The sequence below is a fragment of the uncultured Granulicatella sp. genome, from assembly GCF_963515095.1.
GTDB lineage: Bacteria > Bacillota > Bacilli > Lactobacillales > Aerococcaceae > Granulicatella.
On the sequence record NZ_CAUPXD010000008.1, the window covers coordinates 1 to 23680 of the forward strand.

Sequence of the window (23680 nt, forward strand, 5' to 3'; positions counted from 1 at the left end):
AGTTTTCCTGTACTAGAAGCCAAAGGGATGGCTTCTAGTACTTGCGCTACTGCGGGAAGTCTATGTGTTGTGCCATTCTTTAATGATAGTACGTTAAATTATTATATGACTTCCCTTAAAGTGGAACTAACTGTGCTACTTTGAGGGAGTTTTTTTATTTTTCCACGATACAGAGACACTTTATTAGAAATTTATGCGATTATGAGTAAATAAAGTGAAAAAGATTAAAAAAATTTGCTTTTATTTTAATTTATGATAGAATGATTTCGACATAAGGAGATGAGAGCTTTATGTGAAATAAGAAATATTTGGAGGAATGAGATGAAGAAAAAGAATTGGTTATATGTAACAACAGCAGCAACAGTATTAGCTTTAGCAGCATGTAGTTCTAATAAAGAAACAATAGCTACTAAAACACCATTAGGGACACAAACAAAGTTCGCAACTGAAGCAGTCAATGATGCAGAAGCTATCAAAGGCGGAACATTAAAATATGCTTTAGTAGCATCTTCAGGCTTTAAAGGTGTATTTATTGATGAATTAGCACAAGACTCACTAGACTCTACGATTAGTGCTCAAATTGATGCAAGTATTTTTGAATATGATGAGAATAGACAGTTAACAAATACTGGTTTAGCAAGTATTGATTATGATGTTGAAGGCAAAACAGTAACTGTTACATTAAATTCTAAAGATTATAAATGGTCAGACGGTCAACCTGTAACAATTGATGACTATATCTTCACTTATCAATCAATTGGTCATAAAGATTACACAGGTTCTCGTTATAATAGTAAATATGAAAATGTAGAAGGAATGAAAGAATTCCATGCAGGGAAAGCAGATTCAGTATCAGGTTTAGAAAAAATTGATGATTATTCTGTGAAAATTCACTTCAAAGAAATGCGTCCTTCTATGAAATTGGCAGGTGGAGCATTAAGTGCGTATATTATGCCAAAACATATTTTCTCTACAATTCCAGTTGCAGAATGGGATAAGAGTGAATATGTTCGTGGAACTAAATTTGTTGGTTTAGGAGCATTTAAGTTAGAATCCATTATTCCAGGTGAATCTGTAACTTTAGTTCCAAATGAACATTACTACAAAGGCCGTGCAAAATTAGATAAAGTAGTGATGGAAATTGTATCTCCAGATAATATTGTTTCAGAAATGAAAGCAGGTAAATATGATATTGCTGAGATGCCAAATGCTCAATATGAATCTTATAAAGATTTAACAAATGTGAACTTAGTAAGTACGTTTAAATCTTCATTTGAATATGTAGCTTTCCATTTAGGAAAATTTGACAAAGCAAGTGGTAAAAACATCACTGATCCAAATGCAAAAATGAGTGACCCAGTATTACGTCAAGCAATTGCTTATGCATTAGATATGGATACAGTAGGTGAAACACTTTACCATGGCTTACAACGTGGAACAAATTCGATTATTATTCCATTCTTCAAAGATGTATATAATGCAGAACAAGAAGGATTTAAATATAATCCAGAAAAAGCAAAACAAATGTTAGAAGAAGCTGGATATAAAGATGTTGATGGTGATGGAATTCGTGAGAATAAAGATGGTTCTCCATTAAGTATTACATTTGCGGCACGTACTCGTGATGATGCAAATGAATCATTAATTCAACAATACTTATTATGGTGGAAAGAAATTGGATTAGATGTTCAATTATATACTGGACGTACCATTGAATCGAATAACTTCTATGAAAAAGTTCAAACAGATGATCCAGAAATTGATATGTTTGCAGCTGGTTGGGGAACAGGTTTCGATCCAAACCCGGCAAACTTATTCGGCGAAACAGCTAAATTTAACTTTGCTCGTTTTGTAAGCGAAAAAGGAAATAGCATCATTAATAACATTAGTTCAACAGAAGCATTTGACGATGCAAAAAATGTTGAATTCTACAAAGAATGGCAACAATACGTTCATGATGAAGCATTTATTTTCCCAACATTAGTAGGGGATTTAGTAACAGCTGTTAATAAGCGTGTGAAATATTATGATACGAAGATTGGAACAAGCAATTCAAAATCAGCATTGTATCAATTAGAAGTAGTATCAGATACTCAAGTTAAATAGTTCAATATAAAGACTTTTCTTATGGATATGCCCGTGAGAAAGGTCTTTTTTTAGTTTAAAATGAGATAAAGTGAAAATAAATTAAAAAAAGATTAAAAATACACTTGCAAAAATTAAAAATTGTGTTATTATAATAACATCTTAAACAAAAAATGAATTTTTGAAGAAGATTTTATTAAGGAGAGATGAAAAATGATGAAGAAAAAATGGTTATGGTTACCAACAGCAGCAGTAGCATTGACGATGGCAGCATGTGGTTCAAAAACAACGACAACAACAACTGCGACAACAGAGGGAGCAGATAAATCAAAATTTGTTTCTGAAATTACTCACGATGGTGAACCAATTAAAGGTGGTACATTAAAATATGCGATTGTTTCATCTTCACCATTAAATGGCGTGTTTATTGATGAATTATCACAAGATAGTACAGACTCAACAGTGGCTGGTATGATTGATGAATCAATGTTTGAATATGATGACAACCGTAAATTAGTTAATTCAGGTTTAGCTTCTATTTCATTTGATGTAGAAGGCAAAACAGCAACGGTTAAATTAAACTCTCAAGACTATAAATGGTCAGATGGAGAAAAAGTAACAATTGATGACTATATCTTTGCTTATGAAGGAGTTGGTCATAAAGATTACACAGGTGTACGTTATGATGGAGATTATAAAAATATTGAAGGAATGGAAGAGTACCACAAAGGTTCAGCTTCAACAATTTCTGGTTTAGAAAAATTAGATGACTACACTGTGAAAATTCATTACAAAGAAATGACACCTTCAATGCAATTAGCTGGTGGTTCAGTAAGTAGTTATATTATGCCTAAACATGTATTCTCTAAAATTCCTGTAGCAGATTGGGAACAAAGTGATGCTGTACGTGGTAAATCTAACGTTGGTCTAGGGGCGTTTACAATTGAATCAATGGTACCAGGTGAATCTGTAACATTAGTAGCAAATCCACACCACTTTAAAGGACGTCCAAATCTTGATAAAGTCGTAATGGAAGTAGTATCTCCTGATAGTATCGTATCAGAGATGAAAGCTGGTAAATATGATATTGCAAGTATGCCATCAGCTCAGTACGATTCATTTAAAGATTTAACAAATGTTACTTTTGTAAGTTCTTTAGAATCAGCTTATGAATATATTGGATTTAAATTAGGTAAATGGGATAAAGATCAAGGTAAAAACGTATTGGCTTCAAATCCAAAAATGGGTGATGTAGCTTTACGTCAAGCGATTGCCTATGCGATTGACCCTGATACAGCAGGTAAAAACTTGTATAATGGATTACAACATGGTACAAACTCAATTATCATCCCATTCTTCAAAGATATTTACAACAAAGATCAAGAAGGTTTCGCTTATAATCCAGAAAAAGCTAAGAAATTATTAGATGATGCTGGCTATAAAGATGTAGATGGCGATGGATTACGTGAAAATAAAGATGGTTCTAAACTTAAAATCAACTTTGCAGCTCGTACTCGTGATGATGCGAATGAATCATTAATTCAACAATATCTATTATGGTGGAAAGAAGTTGGATTGGATGTTCAATTATATACAGGACGTACAATTGAATTGAACAGCTTCTATGATAAAGTTCAAGCGGATGATCCTGAAATTGATATGTTTGCTGCTGGTTGGTCAACTGGTTACGATCCAAATCCAGAAGGATTATTTGGAGAAGCAGCTAAATTCAACTTCGAACGTTATTCAAGTGCTGAAGGAAATGCGATTATTGAGAAAATTTCTTCTAACGAAGCATTCGATAATTCTAAGAATATTCAATTCTATAAAGAATGGCAAAAATATGTACACGATCAAGCGTTCATTTTCCCAACTATTACAGGTGAGAAAGTTACTGCTGTTAACAAACGTGTGAAATACTTCGATACAAAACTTGGATCAAATAATGAAAAATCGTCAATGGTTAAATTGCAATTAACTGCAAACGAACCTGCAAAATAAGCCCACTTTTTTCTCGACTCAGTGAAATACATTGAGTCGAGTTTTTTGTTTAGGGGCGAGCCATGATACTATCTGTTGTAGCTGACGACGCTAGCAGCCTCGCTTTGCGAGTCTCATAGCTAAAATTCGAGCCTTAGGTCTCGAATTTTCGTGCAACTAAAGCCAATATTTGGCTTTGGTTGCTTGAGCTACAACGGATAGTATCATGGCTCTTTTTGTGTTGAGGAATGGGAGTGCGTAGAATTTTTCAAAAGTAGCAAAGGACGCCAGCAAATCTGCGGTTTCATGGCTAAAATTTGAGCCTGAGGTCTCAAATTTTCCTTTTGATAATTGCCAATTCTTGGCTATTACTAATCATGCTACGGGAAAAATTCATGGCTCTTTTTGTGTAGAGGGATGGGGGGCGTAAGATGATACTATCTGTTGTAGTTGACGACGCTAGCAGCCTCGCTTTGCGAGTGTCATATTTGAGCTACAACGGAAAAATTCATTGCTCTTTTTATAAGAGGATTTTGTATGAGATTTTCATAGGAATTAATGAGGAGTTTATTAAAGTTTGGGAAGAAATAATTGTAAGCGGTTGAAACGATGGTTCAGTGTGCTAAAATAATAGTGATAAAAATAAACCAAAAAGGGTGGAAAATCATGAAAAAACAAAGCAAGGCAATCTTATCCTCACTTGCAATAGTTGCTGTTTTAGGAGCTTGTTCTCCGAAAAACTCTACAGATGGGGCGAATGACTCAAACGCAAAGGATAGAACATTTGCAAAGGAAGTTACTCATGAAGGAACACCAATAAAAGGTGGAACATTAAAATATGCCATCGTAAGTGCATCTCCTTTTAATGGACTTTTTATTGATGAATTAGCTTCAGATTCAACAGATTCTGCATTAGCAGGTTATGTTGATGGAACAATGTTTGAATATGACGAAAATCGTAAGCTAGTGAACTCTGGTTTAGCGTCACTTGAATTTGATGTTCCTGGAAAAACAGTGAAGGTAACATTAAATTCAAAAGATTATAAATGGTCTGATGGACAACCAGTTACCATTGATGACTATATCTTTACTTATGAAGGAATTGGAGATAAAGATTATACAGGTATTCGTTATGATGCGAATTATAAAAATATCGAAGGAATGGAAGAGTTTCATAATGGTGAATCGTCTAGTATTTCTGGACTAGAAAAAATTGATGATTATTCAATAAAAATTCATTATAAAGAAATGACTCCATCCATGAAGTTAGCAGGGGGACCAATTAGTCCTTACATTATGCCTAAACATATTTTTTCAACAATTCCTGTAAAAGATTGGGAACAAAGCGATTATGTTCGTGGAACAAAAGTAGTAGGGTTAGGCGCCTTTACCATTGAATCGATTGTTCCTGGGGAATCAGTGACTTATAAAGCAAATGAGTACTATTATAAAGGAAGACCAAAATTAGATAAGGTAGTAGCAGAACTTGTCTCTCCAGATAGTATTGTTTCTGAAATGAAAGCAGGGAAATATGATATTGCTTCAATGCCAAGAGCTCAATTTGATACTTATAAAGATTTAACGAATGTCACTTTATTAGGTAGCGAGGACTCTGCTTATGAATATATAGCATTCCAATTAGGAAAATGGGATGAATCAATTAGTAAAAATGTGATGAATCCAAATGCCAAAATGTCTGATCCAGTTTTACGTCAAGCAATTGCATATGCATTAGATATCGATCAAGCTGGAAAGAGTTTATACAACGGATTACAACGTGGAACGAATTCATTAATTATTCCATTCTTTAAAGATGTATATAATAAAGACCAAGAAGGATTTACTTATAATCCAGAAAAAGCTAAGAAAATGTTAGATGATGCCGGTTATAAAGATGTAGATGGGGATGGATTACGAGAAAATAAAGATGGTTCTAAATTAACGATTAATTTTATTGCTCGTACTCGTGATGATGCAAATGAATCTTTAATTCAACAATATTTATTATGGTGGAAAGAAATTGGATTAAATATTCAATTAGTAAACGGACGTACAATGGAAGTGAATAGTTTCTATGATAAAGTAGAAGCAAACGATCCAGAAATTGATATGTATACTGCAGGATGGAATACAGGATTTGACCCAGATCCAACAGGGTTATATGGGGAAGATGCGAAGTTTAACTTTACACGTTTTGTAAGTAAGGAACAAACAGATATTTTCAATAAAATTAATTCTGAAAGTGCATTCGATGATGCTAAAAATATTGAGTATTATAAAGAATGGCAAAAATATGTGCATGATCAAGCGTATGTATTCCCAACTTTAATTGGGGATCAAATTACTGCTGTAAATAAACGAGTGAAATATTATAGTACGGATATCGCTTCGAATAATCCAAAAAATGCGATTAATGAAATGGAATTAGTTGCAGATACTCCAGTAAAATAGGATATAGAATAGGACTTTTAATAAAGTAGTAAAGGATGCTTGCTACTTTAAGAGTCCTTTTTCTTTTTATCATTATACGAAATAACTATAACTAGAAATAAGAAAAAATTAATTGATGTAAAGTTTCATCAAACAGACTCTTTTTGAAAACATTTTTATGGGAAATATGAGGAAATTATTAAAAATTTCTGTAGAAAATCATAGGAATTTCCAAAGAATCGTGGTAGAATAAACATACGTTATTTTAAAAATGGAATTGTCATACAATTTGCATTTTCAGTTGAAAATACGTATAATATCAATAATGTTTAAAGAATATTATTCATTTGAATGCTGTAGGACAAACATACGATTCAGACAAAGGAGGAATAGAATTTGGCTATCGATAAACCATTATTAGAAATCAACGATTTACATGTTGGATTTCGTATTAAAGATGATTTTTATGATGCAGTTGATGGTGTTTCATTAACATTAGAAAAAAATGAAATTTTAGCAATTGTAGGGGAATCTGGATGTGGTAAATCTACATTAGCAACTACAATTATGGGCTTGCATAATAAATTAAATACAAAAATTACAGGGGACATTATTTATAATGATGTTAACTTAGTGAATTTAAATGAGACTTTATATAATAAAATTCGTGGAAATGACATTGGAATGATTTTCCAAGATCCATTGGCTTCATTAAACCCATTAATGACCATTGGTGCTCAAATTGACGAAGCATTATTATATCATACAGATTTAGATGAAAAACAACGTACAGAACGTGTATTGGAATTACTTGCACAAGTAGGGATTCCAAATCCACAACGTACATTTAAACAATACCCACATGAATTATCAGGTGGGATGCGTCAACGTGTTGTTATTGCGATTGCATTATCATGTAAACCACCAATCATTATCGCTGATGAACCAACAACTGCGCTTGACGTAACGATTCAAGCACAAATCTTAGATTTATTAAATGAAATTCAAGCAGAAACACAATCAGGAATTATTTTAATTACGCACGACCTTGGGGTAGTTGCGGAAACTGCTGACCGTGTAGCTGTGATGTATGCTGGACAATTCGTAGAGATTGCTCCTGTAGAGGAATTATTTACAAATCCTAAACATCCATATACTCGTTCATTATTACAATCAATTCCTCAAGCTGGTTCAGAAGGACAAGAGTTACACGTAATTGAAGGTACAGTTCCTCCATTACCAAGCTTACCACGTACAGGATGCCGTTTTGCTCCTCGTATTCCATGGATTTCTGCAGAAGAACATGAAGAAAATCCAACATTACACGAAGTTGGTCAAGGCCATTTTGTTCGTTGTACATGTTATAAAAATTTCCATTTTGAAGGGGAGGAAGCATAATGGGTTTTGTAAGAATTGAAGATTTAAAAGTTCACTATCCAATTAGAAGTGGCTTCTTCAACCGAGTAACGGATCACGTTTATGCCGTTGATGGTGTTACATTGGAAATTGAAGAAGGAAAAACATATGGACTTGTAGGTGAATCAGGTTCTGGTAAATCAACAATCGGTAAAGCAATTATCGGTTTAGAGCCAGTTACAAGCGGTAAAGTATTATATGAAGGACAAGATGTGACAAATAAAGCACGTCGTCGTACTTCTGATTACAATCGTAATGTACAAATGATTTTCCAAGATTCATTATCAAGTTTTAATCCTAAAAAACGTATTTTAGATATCGTGGCTGAGCCATTACGTAACTTCGACCGTTTATCTCCAGAAGAAGAACGTCGCAAAGTTATCGAATTAATGGAAATCATTGGTTTATCTGAAGAAGCATTATTAAAATACCCTCACCAATTCTCTGGTGGACAACGTCAACGTATTGGGGTAGCTCGTGCATTAGCAAGTAATCCACGTTTAATTATTGCCGATGAACCAGTATCTGCTTTGGACTTATCAGTACAAGCGCAAGTATTAAACTACATGAAACGTATTCAAGATGAATTTAACTTAAGTTATTTATTCATCTCTCATGACCTTGGGGTTGTAAAACACATGTGTGATGAATTATTCATTATGTATCGTGGACGTTTTGTTGAAACAGGAAAAGCAAATGATATTTATGCAGACCCTCAACATATTTATACAAAACGTTTATTATCAGCCATTCCAGTTATTGACCCAGTAAACCGTGAAGCGAACAAACTACGTCGTATTGAAGCTGAGAAATTCTATCAAGAAAATCAAACAATGTACTATGACGAAAATGGTCGTGTATTCGATTTACAACAATTGTCAGATTCGCATTTTGTTGCGTTGAATCCGTCAGCAAAGGGAGGTAACTAGACTATGTGGAAAACTATATTACGTCGTGTGCTACTAATGTTGCCACAAATTTTAATTTTAAGTTTATTAGCATTCTTAATTGCTAAGATGATGCCAGGGGATCCATTTACAGGTTTAATTACTCCTGAAACAGATCCGAACACAATTGAAGCTTTACGTGTGAAAGCTGGTTTCTATGATCCATGGTATATTCAATATGTTCGTTGGATGGGAAAAGCTTTCCAAGGAGACTTTGGACAAAGTTATACTTATAAATATGCTGTTACAAAATTAATTGGTGAACGTATTGGTAATACAGTATGGTTATCATTATTAACATTAATTTTAACGTATTTAATTGCACTTCCTTTAGGGATGGTTGCAGGACGTTATCAAAACTCATGGGCAGATAAGTTAATCGTTGTTTATAACTTCATTACTTATTCGATTCCAACATTCGTATTTGCCTTAATCCTATTATGGTTATTCGGTTATACATTAGGTTGGTTCCCAACTCGTGGTTCGGTAGATTCAGGCGTATCGCCAGGTTCGATTACTTATTTAATTAATCGATTCCACCACTTATTATTACCAGCATTAACAATGGCAATTTTATCAACAACTGGTACAGTTCAATATTTAAGAACTGGGGTAATTGATGCGAAGAGTCAAGACTATGTTCGTACAGCTCGTGCTAAAGGGGTTCCTGAAAAAGTGGTATTTAACCGTCATATTTTTCGTAACTCAATTTTACCAATCGCAGCATTCTTAGGATATGAATTCACAGGTTTAATCGGTGGTTCAGTGTTTATTGAAAATATCTTCTCATATCCAGGAATGGGGAACTTATTCGTAAGTTCAATTTCATCTCGTGACTATTCTGTTATCTTAGCGTTGTTATTACTATTTGGTACAGCAACACTATTAGGAACATTATTATCTGATATTATTATGAGTATCGTTGACCCTAGGGTTCGCGTACAATAGAAAAGGAGGAGTAGCAAATGGCGCAAGATAAAAAAGATGTAACAAAAGAAAGCACCGTATCTACCCCACCTACTGGGTTTCAGGTTATTGTGCGTGAATTTTTAAAAGATAGAATTGCTCTTGCAGCATTAATTATCTTAACTTTAATTTTCTTATTTATTTACATTGGTCCGTTCTTCATTAATGAAGCAACTGCTTTGAAAGTAAATATTTTACAACGTTATAAAGCACCAGGTGTTAACGGTTATTTATTAGGTTCTGATGAAGGTGGTCGTGATGTGTTCGCGATGTTAGTTATCGGGGCTCGTAACTCTGTAACAATTGGTTTCACGATTACAATTTTAACGTGTATTATCGGGATTATCGTTGGTTTAATTTCTGGATACTATGGTAAATGGGTTGATACTACATTAATGCGTATTGTTGATTTCATCATGATTTTACCAACATTAATGATTATCATCGTATTCGTTACAGTTATTCCAAACTATACATTATTCCACTTTATTTTAATTATGACATTGTTCTACTGGGTTGGTTCAGCTCGTTTATTCAGAACTCGTACGTTACAAGAAGCTAGTTTAGATTATGTAAATGCGTCTAAGACTTTAGGTTCAAGTGATTTACAAATTATGTTCCGCGAGATTTTACCTAACATTAGTTCATTAATCATTGTTAACTTAATTTTACGTTTAGCAGGAAATATCGGTATTGAAACTGGTTTAACATACTTAGGTTTCGGTTTACCATATACAACTCCTTCTTTAGGAACATTAATTTCTGCAGCGAAAACGCAAGATATTATTGAAAACAAAATGTGGGTATGGTTACCTGCAACAATTTTAATTTTAGTAATGATGTTATGTATCAACTACATTGGACAAGCGTTCCAACGTGCAGCGGATGCTCGTCAACGTCTAGGTTAATATTACGAATTAGACTTCTTTCATAGCAGTATAGGACGCAAGCTTCCTAGTAACAGTAGCCAAAAATGTGGCTGCTGTTACGCATACTGCTATAAGAAGTCTTTTCTTTTTTTGCGGATATTCATGAGAAGACGTAACGAGATAGACTTCTCTATATAGTAGTAAAGGATGGCATTAAATCTTCGGTTTCATGCGTAATCTACTATGAGAAGTCTTTTTCTTTTACCTTTTTGGTTGTTTAAATTTGTATTTTTTTGTAAAATAGAAGGGCTAATAATTTTAATGGAGGATTTATGAGAGAGAAATTTAAGAAGTATCAACATTTAGTGAAGCCTTATGACATTATTATTGTAATTGCCTTATTTATTTTATCGTTTTTACCAAATGCAATTTTTGCAGTACAACAGATGACAACTTCAACTGAAGAAGCAAAGATTTATGCTGTTGTTACGATTAATGGTGAAGAAGTGCAGCGTTTTGAATTGAAAGAGGATACTCCGAGAGAGGAATTTATTTATTTCCCTAGTGATGAGCAATATAATATTATTGAAGTAGATGGGACTAGAATTAGGGATAAGGAAGATAATAGTCCTGACCAAATTGCCGTTAAAACGGGTTGGATTTCAAGAGTGGGGCAAACGAGTATTTGTTTGCCGCATGGGTTGATGATTGAGATTGTTTCAACGCAGGATCCTACCGAAGAAACGGATACTATCATTCCCCTGTAAACGGAACAGAATTTGACTTCTCTGAAGTAGTAAGGGACGGCAGCAGCCTCGCAAGAGCGAGTCTCATGCCTAAAATTTGAGCCTTAGGTCTCAAATTTTCCAAATACAAGTAGCCAATGCTTGTCTACTTGTATTCTTTCTACAACGAGAAGTCTATTCTGTTTTGACGGATATTTATGAGGGTACGAAGAAAAATTTAGACTTTCCTGTATAGTAGTATAGAACGCCAGTAGCCCCTGTTACGCATACTACTATGGGAAGTCTATTCTTCTTTAACGGATATTTATGGGAGTTCGGATAAAAGTTAGACTTCTTTCATAGTAGCGAAGGACGATAGCTACTAAGAGAAGTCTTTTTTGTTGTTTAATAAATTGTAAAATCTTGTTCTATTATTTGTCAGTTAAATTTATTCATGATACGATAATATTATATTGAAATTAAAGAAATGAGAGAGTTTTATGAATGACAATCAACCTTTAGAACCGCAAAAAATTCCTTCTCGTCATGATAAAATCGAGAACGAAATTGGTTTAAAAGATAAATGGTATAAAAAAATATGGAATCATCCTTGGCTAAAAAGAATTAGAAAATTTTGGAAAAAATTTCATGTAACAAAACTATTTTGTACAATTTTTCTAACTTTCACAGCCTTCTTTTTAGCCTATTTAGTATATGGGGCAAAGACTGCTGATGTTAGTGGTTTAAGAGCGGGGATGATTCAAGAAACCGTTATTTATGATGCGGATTCAAAAGAAGCAGGCGCTTTAAATATCTCGAAAGCAGAATATGTATCAATAGATAATATTTCTACTTCGATGAAAGATGCAGTTATTTCTACAGAAGATAAACGTTTTTATGATCATAAAGGGTTTGATTTGATTGGAATTTTTCGTGCTGTTGCTGGATTAATTCTTCATCGTGGGAATATTGTTGGTGGAGGTAGCACGTTAACACAGCAATTAGCAAAAAATACATTTTTAACATTAGATCAAACATTTTTAAGAAAAGCAAAAGAATTATTTTTAAGTTTTGAAATTGAAAAGCATTATACAAAAGATCAAATACTAGAGATGTATTTGAATAATGCATATTTTGGTAATGGTGCATATGGGATTGAAAATGCTGCTCAACGTTATTTTGGAAAAAGTGCTGCAGATTTATCCATTAGTGAATCAGCAATACTTGCAGGTTCTTTAAAAGCGCCAAGTTATTATAATCCTATTGATCATTATGATGCTACCGTTAAAAGACGAGCTACGGTATTACAATTAATGGTGACAAATGGAAAGATTAGTGAGCAAGATGCTAATATTGCATCAGAATCAGATATTGTTTTAGTAGATAGTTATGTAGCCAATTCAAGATATCGTTATCCTTATTATTTTGATGCAGTGATTAATGAAATTACTCAACAATATGGGATTAAAGAAGAGGATTTATTTAATAAAGGGTATCGCATTTATACTGGATTAAATCAAAAATTACAAGTAGATATGGAAGAAACATTTGGAAATACGCAATTATATCCTGCTTATGATGATGGAACGAAAGCTCAAGCAGCATCTATTGCTATGGAACCTCAAACGGGGAACGTGTTAGCTGTAGTTGGAGGAAGAATTGATGGAGCAGGGAAGCATACTTTTAGAGGATTTAATCGTGCGACTCAAATGAAAGTTCAACCTGGTTCAACGTTTAAACCTTTAGCAGTTTATACTTTAGCTTTAGAAGAAGGGTATGAACCTAATTCAACCTTAGTAGATGAAAAACGTTCGTATGGTCCAGAAAAATATACTCCTGAAAACTGGAATCACCAAAATAAGGGAACTGTAACAATGACTGAGGCATTAAGTTTAAGTTGGAATGCTCCTGCAGTTTGGTTATTGGATCAATTAGGTTTGAAAAAAGGAATTGAAAAAGTTCATCAGTTTGGAATTTCAACAGTTCCAGAGGATGAATATTTAGGAATTGCATTAGGTGGATTAACAAAAGGAGTTTCTCCAATGGAAATGGCATCTGCTTATACAACTTTTGCCAATAAAGGAGTCCGTGCAAAAGGTAGATTTGTGACTAAAATTGTAGATGCTACAGGTGCGGTGATTGTTGATAATACAACTCCTCAAACAAATAAAGTGACGAGTGAAACAGTTGCTGATAAAATGACAAGTATGTTATTAACGGTGTATGCACCGGGTGGTGGTGGAGCAAATGCTGCGCCAGCAGGTTATACGATTGCAGGAAAAACAGGTACAACAGAAACGGTAAATGGAGAAGATGGTGCTAGAGATCAGTGGATGATTGGATATACACCGGATATGGTTGTTGCAACTTGGATGGGGTATGATGATTCTGCCAAATATTCTCTTGCTGTATCAAGTACACATGGTGTGGGACCTTTATTCCAATTAGAAATGTATGGATTATTAAGTACTTATCCAAAAAATACACCATTTGGTGTCGCTCCTGCTGTAACTACTGAGAAAAAAGATTCGTCATTAAATGTAGATGAGTTGATTCAAAAAGCAGAGGAAACTGGTAAACAATTATGGTCAAAAGTCCAAGAATGGACAGGGCAATTATGGAAAAAAATAGGACAATAAAAATTTGTTAGAAAAGTAATAGTAATAAAATGACATTAAACTGTTACATAACTGCTCTATAGTTGACATGAAATTCGTGTATACTAGTTGCAAAGTTTGAATAGGGGGGAAACTATGAAATATAAAAAACTATTTATTGGCTGTCTTACAGCTTTAACACTTTATACAGTTGGTACGTATAGTCAGAATACAACAGCTTTTGCTGAAGAAACAGCTGTAAGTGGAACATATGTATCTGATAGTAAAGAAGCGATTATTAATCGTATTAATGAAATTCGTAAAGAAGCATATGAGGAAGGATTAGTAGATCGTTATGTACCCATTAAATGGTCAACTGCTTTAGAAAAAATTGCAGAAATTCGTTCCGTAGAAGCTTCAGTATTATTAGCACATAGTCGTCCGAATGGAGAAAGTGATCCGTTTAGTATTGTAAAAGATAATGTCCGTAGTTATGGTGAAAACTTAGCTTGGAATCGTTCTGGAGTTCTAGAAGGAATTGAATATTTCTATGGTGAAAAAGCTGCTTATGTTAAATCGAAAGTAAATAACCAACCATTAGAAGTTGGGGAACAAATAGGACATTATTGGAATTTAATTCGTCCAGATTTTACTCATACAGCTTTAGTAGCTTTTCAACAAGATGGAAAAGGAATTATTACTGCACAAGCTTTTACAAATACTGAGTGGTTAAAATCAAATGGATTTGATTCAAATCTTGCTGAAAACTATTTAGGAAGAAATGGTTCTGCTACCGTTAATGTTGAAATGAGTGGTGAAGCTTCAAAAATTTCTACTTCAAAAGGAAATTATCGTAGCTTTAGAACAGCTTTTAAATCTGCAACTTCGAATAAAGTGTTAAATGGTTGGGTAAATCGTCAGTATTATAAAAATGGAGAAAAAGTGATTTCTCAATGGATTTATGATGCGAATTACTCAAGTTGGTTCTATTTAGATGAAAATGGAGAATACCTTGAAAATACTTGGAAAGGTGACTACTATTTAGAAGCTGGCGGTTATATGGCTAGTGGAGAATGGGTCTATGATTCGAATTATCAAAACTGGTTCTACTTACATGGTAATGGAAAATATGCTCGTGACTATTGGCAAGATTCATACTATTTAGGGCAAAATGGGGCATTAGCTCGTGACACATGGGTAGGAAATTATTATGTAGATTCAACTGGAAAATGGAATCCAGAAATGTAATAAAATTAAATGTCAACAAAAGTTAGATAAAAGTCTAATTTTTGTTGACTTTTTTCATTTTTAGCAGTAAAATTCAAATAAAGTTAGATAACTATCTAATTTATTTAGAAAGTGAGGTTGGAATTTTATGGATATCATATTAAATAATGCAAATTTTAGAAAATTATGGTTAAGTAGTACATTTGCGGGAGCAGCGAGTAATATCATTCAATACGCTTTGTCGCTCTATGTATTAGATAAGACAGGGTCTGCAACGGCCTTTGCGAGTATTTTATCGATTATTATTTTTCCTCGAATTTTATTTTCTCCAATTGCAGGTGTGTGGGGAGATAGAGTGGATCGACAAAAAGGTCTCGTATATACAACACTAATGACGGTAATTACATTATTTGCATTTGGAGTGGGTACTTATTTGACAAGTAATTTATCTCTTGTAGCAATTTATGTTTTGGTCATTATTTTAGAATTAGTAGAAGTTTTTCAATCGGGGCCAATGATGAGTGTTTTGCCAGCAATTGTTGAAGAAAATCAATTAGCTCTAGCGAATACTTGGATGCAAGTGGATAATGGAATTGTGAATATTATTACACCATTTGTAGCTGCCTTTATTTATTCGACTTTTTCTATTACAGGTTCTTTGTTCATTTCAGGAAGTATTTTATTTTTGACAATGATTGGTTATGCATTTATGAAAATTCCTGAACGTAAAGTTCAAAAACAAATGGCAGAAGAACAATCCGTTGTGAATAGTTTTTGGACAGATTTCAAAGATGGCATTAAAATTGCGTTCGACATTCCAAATCTTATTATTATTGTATTATTAGCCTTAATTATTAACTTTTTAATGTCTCCTATATTTGGTATTGTAATTACTTACTTTATCAGGGTTACGTTGGAATTTTCAAATACAGAATTTAGTATGTTTCAATCATTTGTAGCAGTAGTGAGTATGATTTCTCCATTAATTGCGTATCGTTTAATCAAAGACAGTAAAGAACCCGTTCACTTATTATTGAAATATACTGGGGGATTTGTCGTTGGATTATTTGTGGTTATGTGTGGAACAATGGCTCGTGATATTTTATCAATGAATCAATGGATGTCGTTAGCTGGTATTCTTGTTGGATTTATCCTTGTTTCTGTTTTAGCAACGTATATTAATATTCAATTATCAACTTTAGGTGCTAAAATGGTTCCAGAAGAATATTTAGGAAGAATTGGGACAACAATGGGGATGTTAGCTACGATTTCTGTTCCAATTGGGCAGTTAGTATTTGGAATGATATTAGATGTTTCTAATGCTACAGTGTGTTTAGTTGTTTCTATTGTGGGGTTAGTGGTATTCTTATTAGTAGCGAATCGAGTGTATCAAGATTCTAGTAAGGAGGCGCAAAATGCAATTTAAACAAGAGCAAATGGAGTTTGTCAATCAGCTGCTGTATCCAATATTAATATTGAAAAAGGATAGAGATGAAGAACGTCCATCCTCACCATTGGAAGAGCAATTAGAAGTTATTGTGGAAGAAATGAGACAGATGAGTGTTCCTTTGGAACCTTATAAAGATAATATTCTTTATTTCTATAAGGATGATGCTTTACGAATGTTTTTTGTCAATGTAAAAAATGTACTCCGTTATCATTCATTTGAAGAGTATGCTAAAGTTTTACATTCGATGGATGAAGGTCAAATTAAGCAACAATTAATGACAACTATTGTGAAGCAAGATGAAGAAGAAGCAAGTGTCGAAGATAAAGTTGTAGAATTATTAGAGAATCAGTTTGCTTTTCTAGATTTCTTAAAAAATCTGCCGATTGATGATACTGTACGTTGGAATTACTTTACGATTATGTCCGGACCTAAAAAGTTTGTCGAAGATTTTATTTTCTTACACGAAACGATTAAGCCTATTTTTGATAAAGTTTATGCAGAATATTTACCGATATTAGAAAAATCTTATCAGGAATTTGAAACCACGATTCATGAACACCCAACAATTTTAGCAGAAGCATTTTCTGGAACAAAACTCATCGAGGAAATTAACTGGGCATCAGATGAAATTTCAGTCATTCCAACCTTATTATTATCGGATTTCTTTTTCCAAGATTCTGAAATTTTAATACTAGGGGCAAAATCATTAGAAGTGATTCAACACGTAATCCAGACTAGATTAGATAAGCAACAAGAACGGATTAATGTCTTCAAAAATTTAGGAGATAAAACAAGGTATCAAATTTTTTGCGAAATTGCAAAGGGTACAAAGAGTGTGAAAGGAATTGCGGAACAATTGGGCATTACTTCGGCAACTGTTTCGTATCATATTAATGAATTAGTCTTATCTAATTTAGTCGTTCATGGTTGGAATAAGAAGGATTGTACGCAGGCAATTCATACGGAATTGATTACAGAAGTGATGAATGGATTAATGGAAGATAGTTTTATGACGAATTCACTAGAGAATGAAAAATAATATGCTATAATAGCAATACAAAAGAATGTATGGAGGGATACACATGAGTGAAGTAAAATTAGTAAAACGTAGTGAAGTCGATCAATCAATTACTTGGGATATGAGTTTATTATATCCAAGTGATGAAGCATATCGTACAACATTAAAAGAAACAGAAGCTCAATTAAAGAGCTTTAAAGAAAAATATGAGGATAAATTGGCAGATTTAGAAGTGTTAACTACAGCTACTGCAGAATACGAAGCGTTATATGAAACATTTTACCGTTTATCTCATTATGCAGAATTACCAATGACTGTTGACCGTTTCAATGATACAGTAGTTGAAAATGCAACTTTATTTGAACAATTAGCTAGTGCATGGGCTTTGAATATGAGTTTCTACGATACTGAAATTGTAGGATTAGACGAAAGTTTATTACGCCAATTTGTGGCAGAAAAACGTCCAGATTTAGCTTACTTTATTGAAAAAATTATTCGTGTCAAAGCTCATACTTTATCAAAAGATGCAGAACAAGTTTTATCAAATATGTCTAGTTTACCAAGCTTCTATCAATTATATGAAGTGACAAAACATGAAGATATGGAATTTGACTCATTTGAAGCTGATGGAAAAACATATGAAAACAGTTTTGTTTTATACGAAAACTTGCATGAAATGGATAATCATACAGAAGTTCGTCGTAATGCAGCGAAAAGTTTCTATAAAACATTAAATCGCTACAAAAATACAGTTGCGAATGAATATATCTCAACGATTAAAAAAGAAAAAATGATTGCAACGATGCGTGGTTATAATAGCGTTATTGATTACTTATTAGATCAACAAGATGGTGATCGTGAATTATACGATCGTCAAATTCGTACATTAATGACGGATTTAGCTCCTCATATTCAACGTTATATTCGTTTATTAGCAAGAGAACATAGCATTCAAGATATGCAATTTGCGGATTGTAAAATTAATTTGGATCCTGATTTTGAAGTGGATATGTCCATTGAAGAATCTAGAGACTATTTGAAGAAAGCTCTTGGAATTTTAGGGGAAGATTATAAAGATATGATTGATGAAAGTTACGACAAACGTTGGACTGACTTCCCTCAAAATATTGGTAAGAGCACAGGTGGATTCTGTGCGACTGTCCCAAAAGTAGCGAGCTATATTTTATTATCATGGACTGGAAAAATGAATGAAGTATTCGTATTAGCTCATGAATTAGGACATGCATACCACTTTAAACGTGTTGGAGAAGAGTTAACAATGTTTAATAATGAATGTTCATTATACTTTGTAGAAGCTCCATCTACTTGTAATGAAGTCATTGTATCAAATTATTTATTGAAAAATAGCACAGATGCTCGTTTCAAACGCTGGGTTATTAGTAATATGATTAGTCGTACTTATTTCCATAATATGGTAACTCACTATTTAGAAGCAGTATTCCAAGATCGTATTTACAAGATGGTAGACAATAATGAAATGTTAAATGCAGATGTGTTATCTAAAGTGAAACGTGAAGTAATGGAAGAATTCTTCGGAGATAGTCTTGTAGTGAATGAAGGGGCAGAGTTAACTTGGATGCGTCAACCTCACTATTATATGGGATTATATCCATATACTTATTCTGCTGGTTTAACAATTGGTACAGCTATTGCGAATAAGATTGAGGAAGATCCTTCTCAAGCGCAAGTTTGGAAAGATACATTAGCATTAGGTGGTAGCCTTTCTGCAAAAGACTTAGCACGTCATGCTGGATGTGATGTTTCAACAGAACAACCACTAAAAGAAGCCATTGCTTACGTAGGAAAATTAGTGGATCAATTATACGAATTGACAGATGAGTTAAAATAGGACTTATCTTTGGTAGCATAACAATAGAAATGACTTTTCTCAAATAGCAAAGGACGCAAGCAGCCTCGCAAAAGCGAGTCTCATTGCTAAAAAGCGAGCCTAGGGTCTCGCTTTTTCCTGTAATATCAGCCAGTTTGGCTGATATTACCAATGCTATAGAGAAAAGTCATTTCTATTTTTTTGTATTTTATAAGGAAAATTCGAGACCAAGGCTCGAATTTAAGCAATGAGACACTGAAGGTGGCTGCTTGCGGCCTATATAACTATTGACAAACCTATAAATTAATTAATTTATTATTTCGTACGAATGCTAACTTCTCCATACGATAATGCGTGCAAACTCTTATCCTCTTTTTCGATAATTAAATGTCCATTTTCATCAATGTCTTTTGTATAAGCATGATAAACTTGGGTTCCTTCGATAACTTTGATGGATTTTCCAATTACATTAGAATGTTCTTTATAAGACTCGATAAAGTCTCTCTTAGAAAGATTTTGATAATAAAATGTCCATTTTTCTAAAAATTGAGCAATAAAATGATTACGATTGAAAGAAGAATTATCATATTCTGTTTTAGAAGAAAACATGCTACCTACAATAGAGTGTAATTCTTCCGGAAAGGACTGGGGATTTTCAATAAGATTGATTCCCATTCCAACAATAAGTGCTTGAACTTGTTGAGACTCAAAATCACTAATGATCTCTGTCAAAATTCCACCAACTTTTTTATCTTGATAGAATAAATCATTTACCCATTTGATATTTAGAGATTTTCCCGTTAATTCTTCTAGTGTTTCAACACAGGCTACTGCTGTTGCACAAGTAATGAGAGATAAGTCTTCCAATGCTATAGTAGGGAATAAACAAAGGCTAATGTATAAACCTGTTTTAGATGGAGAAACAAATTTTCTTCCTAAACGACCTCTACCAGCAGTTTGTTCTTCACTTATAAAGATTGCAGGAGTAGTGGAGTTATGATTTGCATACAATTTTGCTAAATCATTCGTTGAAGTAGTACTTTCCATTGTTTGAATAACCCAATCGATTGGATGATGCTGTTGAATAAGTTCTTGGGTGATTTGTTGTTCAGATAAAACATCATTGTTCTGAGATAATGTATATCCTTTATTTGTAGAAGATTCAATAGAGTATCCTTCTTTTTTTAGCGATTGGATAGCTTTCCAGATTGAAGTTCGTGATTTATTTAAAGCTAGTGCCATTATTTCTCCAGAAATTGGTTCACCAGTATGTTCTTGAAGATAGAGTAAAACAGCCTCTTTTGTTTTCATAAAAAATCCCCCTTTATTTGATTCAAATTGTATAAAGATTAGAAGGGATTGTCAACTTAACATAGATAAACGGGTGACAATTTTCGAGAAAGTTTTAAGTATGCCTTTTTGTAAAGGCATGGTATAATGGAAGAGAAGATGTTATGAGAGGATTTGAATCAATGAGAAAATTAGTCATTAATGGAGGAAAACCACTAACTGGAGAAGTAACCATTAGCGGTGCTAAAAATAGTACAGTAGCTTTAATTCCAGCTGCTATTTTAGCATCAGAACCAGTTGTATTAGAAGGTGTTCCAGATATTCAAGATGTAGCCGCATTAATTGAAATTTTGAAAGATTTTAATGTTCATACTACTTTTGAAGAAGGAGTATTGACCATTGATCCAACGAATATGTTATCCATTCCAATGCCAAGTGGAAAAATTCAAAGTATGAGAGCTTCGTATTATTTTATGGGTGCGACTCTTGCAAAATTTGGTGAAGGAGTTGTTGGACTTCCAGGAGGATGTTTCTTAGGACCAAGACCGATTGACCAACATATTAAAGGGTTCAAAGCATTAGGAGCGGATGTTCGTAATGAAATGGGAGCCATTTATTTATCAACAAACGGACAAGGATTAACAGGAACTCGTATTTATATGGACGTTGTATCTGTAGGAGCAACAATTAATATTTTATTAGCAGCTGTTCGTGCAAAAGGTAAAACGATTATTGAAAATGCTGCAAGAGAACCGGAAATTATTGATGTCGTGAATCTATTAAATAAAATGGGCGCTAATATTAAAGGTGCTGGTACAAGCGTTATTCGTATTGAAGGTGTGGAAGCATTACACGGATGCCGTCATACGATTATTCCAGATAGAATTGAAGCAGGAACGTATTTATCGATTGCAGCAGCAGTGGGCGAAGGAGTTACTGTAAAAAATGTAATCTTCGAACATATTGAAGGATTTTTAGCAAAAATGGAAGAAATGGGCGTTAAAATGACCATTGGTGAGGAAGATATTCATGTTTTCCCATCTAAAGAATTAAAAGCAGTCAGTATTAAAACTCTGCCTTATCCAGGTTTTGCAACAGATTTACAACAACCGATTACGCCATTATTAATGAAAGCAATAGGAGAAGCTAAAATTATCGATACGATTTATCCAAAACGTGTCAATCATATTCCTGAATTAAATCGTATGGGTGCTAAAGGTCGAGTTGAAAATGATGTGATTTCGATAAATGGTCCAACTCCTTTAACGGGATGTGAAGTTGCTGCTAGTGACTTACGTGCAGGGGCAGCGTTAGTAATCGCTGGTTTAATGGCTAAAGGAACAACAAAAATTAGTAATATTGAACATATTTTAAGAGGGTATTCACATATTGTAGAAAATCTACAGCAATTAGGTGCTGATATCCAAATGATTGAAGAGGATTAAAATGTCAGAAACAATTGAAACAGTAACTTTACCAGTCTTGCAACAAAAGACTTTAAAAGAAATGTATGCTTTTGCCAAGCATTATAAAATTCCTTATTATGGGCAAATGAATAAAAAAGAATTAGCTCTAGCGATTATGAGAGCTCAAGAAGAAGCAACAGGATTCTTCCAAGTAGAAGGAGTATTAGATATTAATAATGCGGAAGGATTTGGCTTTCTTCGTCCAATTAATTATTCTACTAGTCAGGAAGATATTTATATTTCCTCTTCTCAAATTCGTAGATTTGCCTTGAGAAATGGAGATTTAGTTTCAGGACCTGCTCGTCCTCCACGTACGGGTGAAAAGTTTAACGGTTTGATGCAAGTTGGTGCAGTAAATGGGAAAGACCCTGAAGAAGCAAAAGAAAGGGACCATTTTCCAGGATTAACGCCATTGTATCCTGAAGAACAAATCAAATTAGAAACGACAACGGGTAGAATTGCTTCAAGAATGTTGGATTTAATTTGTCCAATTGGGTTTGGACAACGTGGTTTAATCGTAGCGCCTCCGAAGGCTGGTAAAACAAGTTTATTAAAAGAAATTGCAAATGGGATTACAACAAACTATCCTGATGCAGAATTAATTATTTTATTAATTGATGAACGACCAGAAGAAGTGACGGATATTGAGAGAACTGTAGATGCTGAGGTTGTATTTTCAACTTTTGATCAAACACCGGAACATCATATTAAAGTGAGTGAATTAGTGTTAGAGCGTGCATTGCGTTTAGTAGAAGATGGTCGTGATGTCATTGTCTTATTAGATAGTATTACACGTTTAGCTCGTGCGTATAATTTAACGATTCCACCTTCTGGTCGTACACTAAGTGGGGGAATTGATCCAGCTGCTTTTTATCGTCCTAAGAGATTTTTTGGTTCTGCAAGAAATATTGAAGATGGTGGAAGTTTAACGATTTTAGCAACGGCTTTAATTGAAACGGGAAGCCGTATGGATGATGTCATTTATGAGGAGTTTAAAGGAACTGGGAATGCAGAAGTGCATTTATCTCGTGAATTGGCAGAAAGAAGGGTGTTTCCAGCGATTGATGTGAAGCGTTCAGGTACTCGTAAAGAGGAAATTTTACTGGATTCTCATGTTTTAGAAGCTGTGTGGAAGGTTCGTAACACGATGAAGGGTGACGGACTAGAAACAAGCGAGCAAATCGTGAAACAATTAAGAGAAACGAAGAGTAACAAAGACTTTATAAAGCGTATTGAATTATTGTAAAAATTATTCGAAAGACTTTTCTAAAAATAGCATTGGACGCCAGCAGACCTATCGGTCTCATGGCTAAAAATTGAGCCTAGGGTCTCAATTTTTCCAGTAATATCAGCCTTTTCGGCTGA

16 protein-coding genes are annotated in these 23680 nt (G+C 33.8%); 15 read left to right on the forward strand and 1 reads right to left on the reverse strand.

Annotation, left to right across the window (positions count from 1 at the left end; translation table 11 throughout):
* Nucleotides 1–321 precede the first annotated feature (321 nt).
* The 13 genes from RWL86_RS03155 (at nucleotide 322) to pepF (ending at nucleotide 19580) form a co-directional block, all read left to right on the forward strand.
* A complete protein-coding gene (locus RWL86_RS03155; RefSeq protein ID WP_314077135.1) occupies nucleotides 322–2106 on the forward strand; it encodes an oligopeptide ABC transporter substrate-binding protein in 1785 nt (594 codons plus the stop codon).
* 192 nt (nucleotides 2107–2298) lie between these two features.
* The gene (locus RWL86_RS03160) at nucleotides 2299–4086 is read left to right on the forward strand and encodes an oligopeptide ABC transporter substrate-binding protein (protein ID WP_314077136.1); all 1788 of its coding nucleotides are present in this window, start codon (nucleotides 2299–2301) and stop codon (nucleotides 4084–4086) included.
* A 645-nt stretch (nucleotides 4087–4731) separates the two neighbouring features.
* A complete protein-coding gene (locus RWL86_RS03165; RefSeq protein ID WP_314077137.1) occupies nucleotides 4732–6516 on the forward strand; it encodes an oligopeptide ABC transporter substrate-binding protein in 1785 nt (594 codons plus the stop codon).
* A 375-nt stretch (nucleotides 6517–6891) separates the two neighbouring features.
* Nucleotides 6892–7893 (forward strand): ABC transporter ATP-binding protein, encoded by a 1002-nt coding sequence (locus RWL86_RS03170; protein WP_314077138.1) that lies wholly within the window; start codon nucleotides 6892–6894, stop codon nucleotides 7891–7893.
* Nucleotides 7893–8840: an ATP-binding cassette domain-containing protein gene (locus tag RWL86_RS03175; protein WP_006702280.1), complete on the forward strand. Its 948-nt coding sequence runs from the start codon at nucleotides 7893–7895 to the stop codon at nucleotides 8838–8840. The genes RWL86_RS03170 and RWL86_RS03175 overlap by 1 nt, the downstream gene beginning before the upstream one ends.
* Before the next feature lie 3 nt (nucleotides 8841–8843).
* Nucleotides 8844–9806 (forward strand): oligopeptide ABC transporter permease, encoded by a 963-nt coding sequence (gene opp4B / locus RWL86_RS03180; protein WP_314077139.1) that lies wholly within the window; start codon nucleotides 8844–8846, stop codon nucleotides 9804–9806.
* Nucleotides 9807–9823: 17 nt separating this feature from the next.
* On the forward strand, nucleotides 9824–10732 hold the full coding sequence (locus RWL86_RS03185; RefSeq protein ID WP_314077140.1) for an ABC transporter permease: 909 nt from the start codon (nucleotides 9824–9826) through the stop codon (nucleotides 10730–10732).
* 293 nt (nucleotides 10733–11025) lie between these two features.
* Entirely contained in the window at nucleotides 11026–11460 is a 435-nt protein-coding gene (locus RWL86_RS03190) for a NusG domain II-containing protein (protein WP_314077141.1), read from the forward strand.
* Between the two features lie 458 nt (nucleotides 11461–11918).
* Nucleotides 11919–14057 carry a PBP1A family penicillin-binding protein gene (locus RWL86_RS03195; RefSeq protein ID WP_314077142.1) on the forward strand — a complete coding sequence of 713 codons (2139 nt, stop codon included), beginning with the start codon at nucleotides 11919–11921 and terminating at the stop codon, nucleotides 14055–14057.
* Nucleotides 14058–14171: 114 nt separating this feature from the next.
* Nucleotides 14172–15263, forward strand: a complete 1092-nt coding sequence (locus tag RWL86_RS03200) for a hypothetical protein (protein ID WP_314077143.1) — start codon at nucleotides 14172–14174, stop codon at nucleotides 15261–15263.
* 127 nt (nucleotides 15264–15390) lie between these two features.
* Complete coding sequence (locus RWL86_RS03205) at nucleotides 15391–16668, forward strand: MFS transporter (RefSeq protein WP_314077144.1); 1278 nt, start codon at nucleotides 15391–15393, stop codon at nucleotides 16666–16668.
* Nucleotides 16658–17731 carry a winged helix-turn-helix domain-containing protein gene (locus tag RWL86_RS03210; protein WP_314077145.1) on the forward strand — a complete coding sequence of 358 codons (1074 nt, stop codon included), beginning with the start codon at nucleotides 16658–16660 and terminating at the stop codon, nucleotides 17729–17731. Before RWL86_RS03205 ends, RWL86_RS03210 begins: the two co-directional genes overlap by 11 nt.
* A 43-nt stretch (nucleotides 17732–17774) precedes the next feature.
* Nucleotides 17775–19580, forward strand: coding sequence for an oligoendopeptidase F (gene pepF / locus RWL86_RS03215; protein WP_314077146.1), 1806 nt, complete (start codon nucleotides 17775–17777; stop codon nucleotides 19578–19580).
* A gap of 294 nt (nucleotides 19581–19874) precedes the next feature.
* Here pepF and RWL86_RS03220 read toward each other — a convergent pair whose 3' ends face one another.
* Nucleotides 19875–20870: a biotin--[acetyl-CoA-carboxylase] ligase gene (locus RWL86_RS03220; RefSeq protein ID WP_314077147.1), complete on the reverse strand. Its 996-nt coding sequence runs from the start codon at nucleotides 20868–20870 to the stop codon at nucleotides 19875–19877.
* Nucleotides 20871–21031: 161 nt separating this feature from the next.
* Between RWL86_RS03220 and RWL86_RS03225 the strand changes: the two genes are divergently transcribed.
* Nucleotides 21032–22294, forward strand: a complete 1263-nt coding sequence (locus RWL86_RS03225) for a UDP-N-acetylglucosamine 1-carboxyvinyltransferase (RefSeq protein ID WP_314077180.1) — start codon at nucleotides 21032–21034, stop codon at nucleotides 22292–22294.
* A 1-nt stretch (nucleotide 22295) separates the two neighbouring features.
* Nucleotides 22296–23561: a transcription termination factor Rho gene (gene rho, locus RWL86_RS03230; protein WP_314077148.1), complete on the forward strand. Its 1266-nt coding sequence runs from the start codon at nucleotides 22296–22298 to the stop codon at nucleotides 23559–23561.
* The last annotated feature ends 119 nt before the right edge of the window (nucleotides 23562–23680 follow it).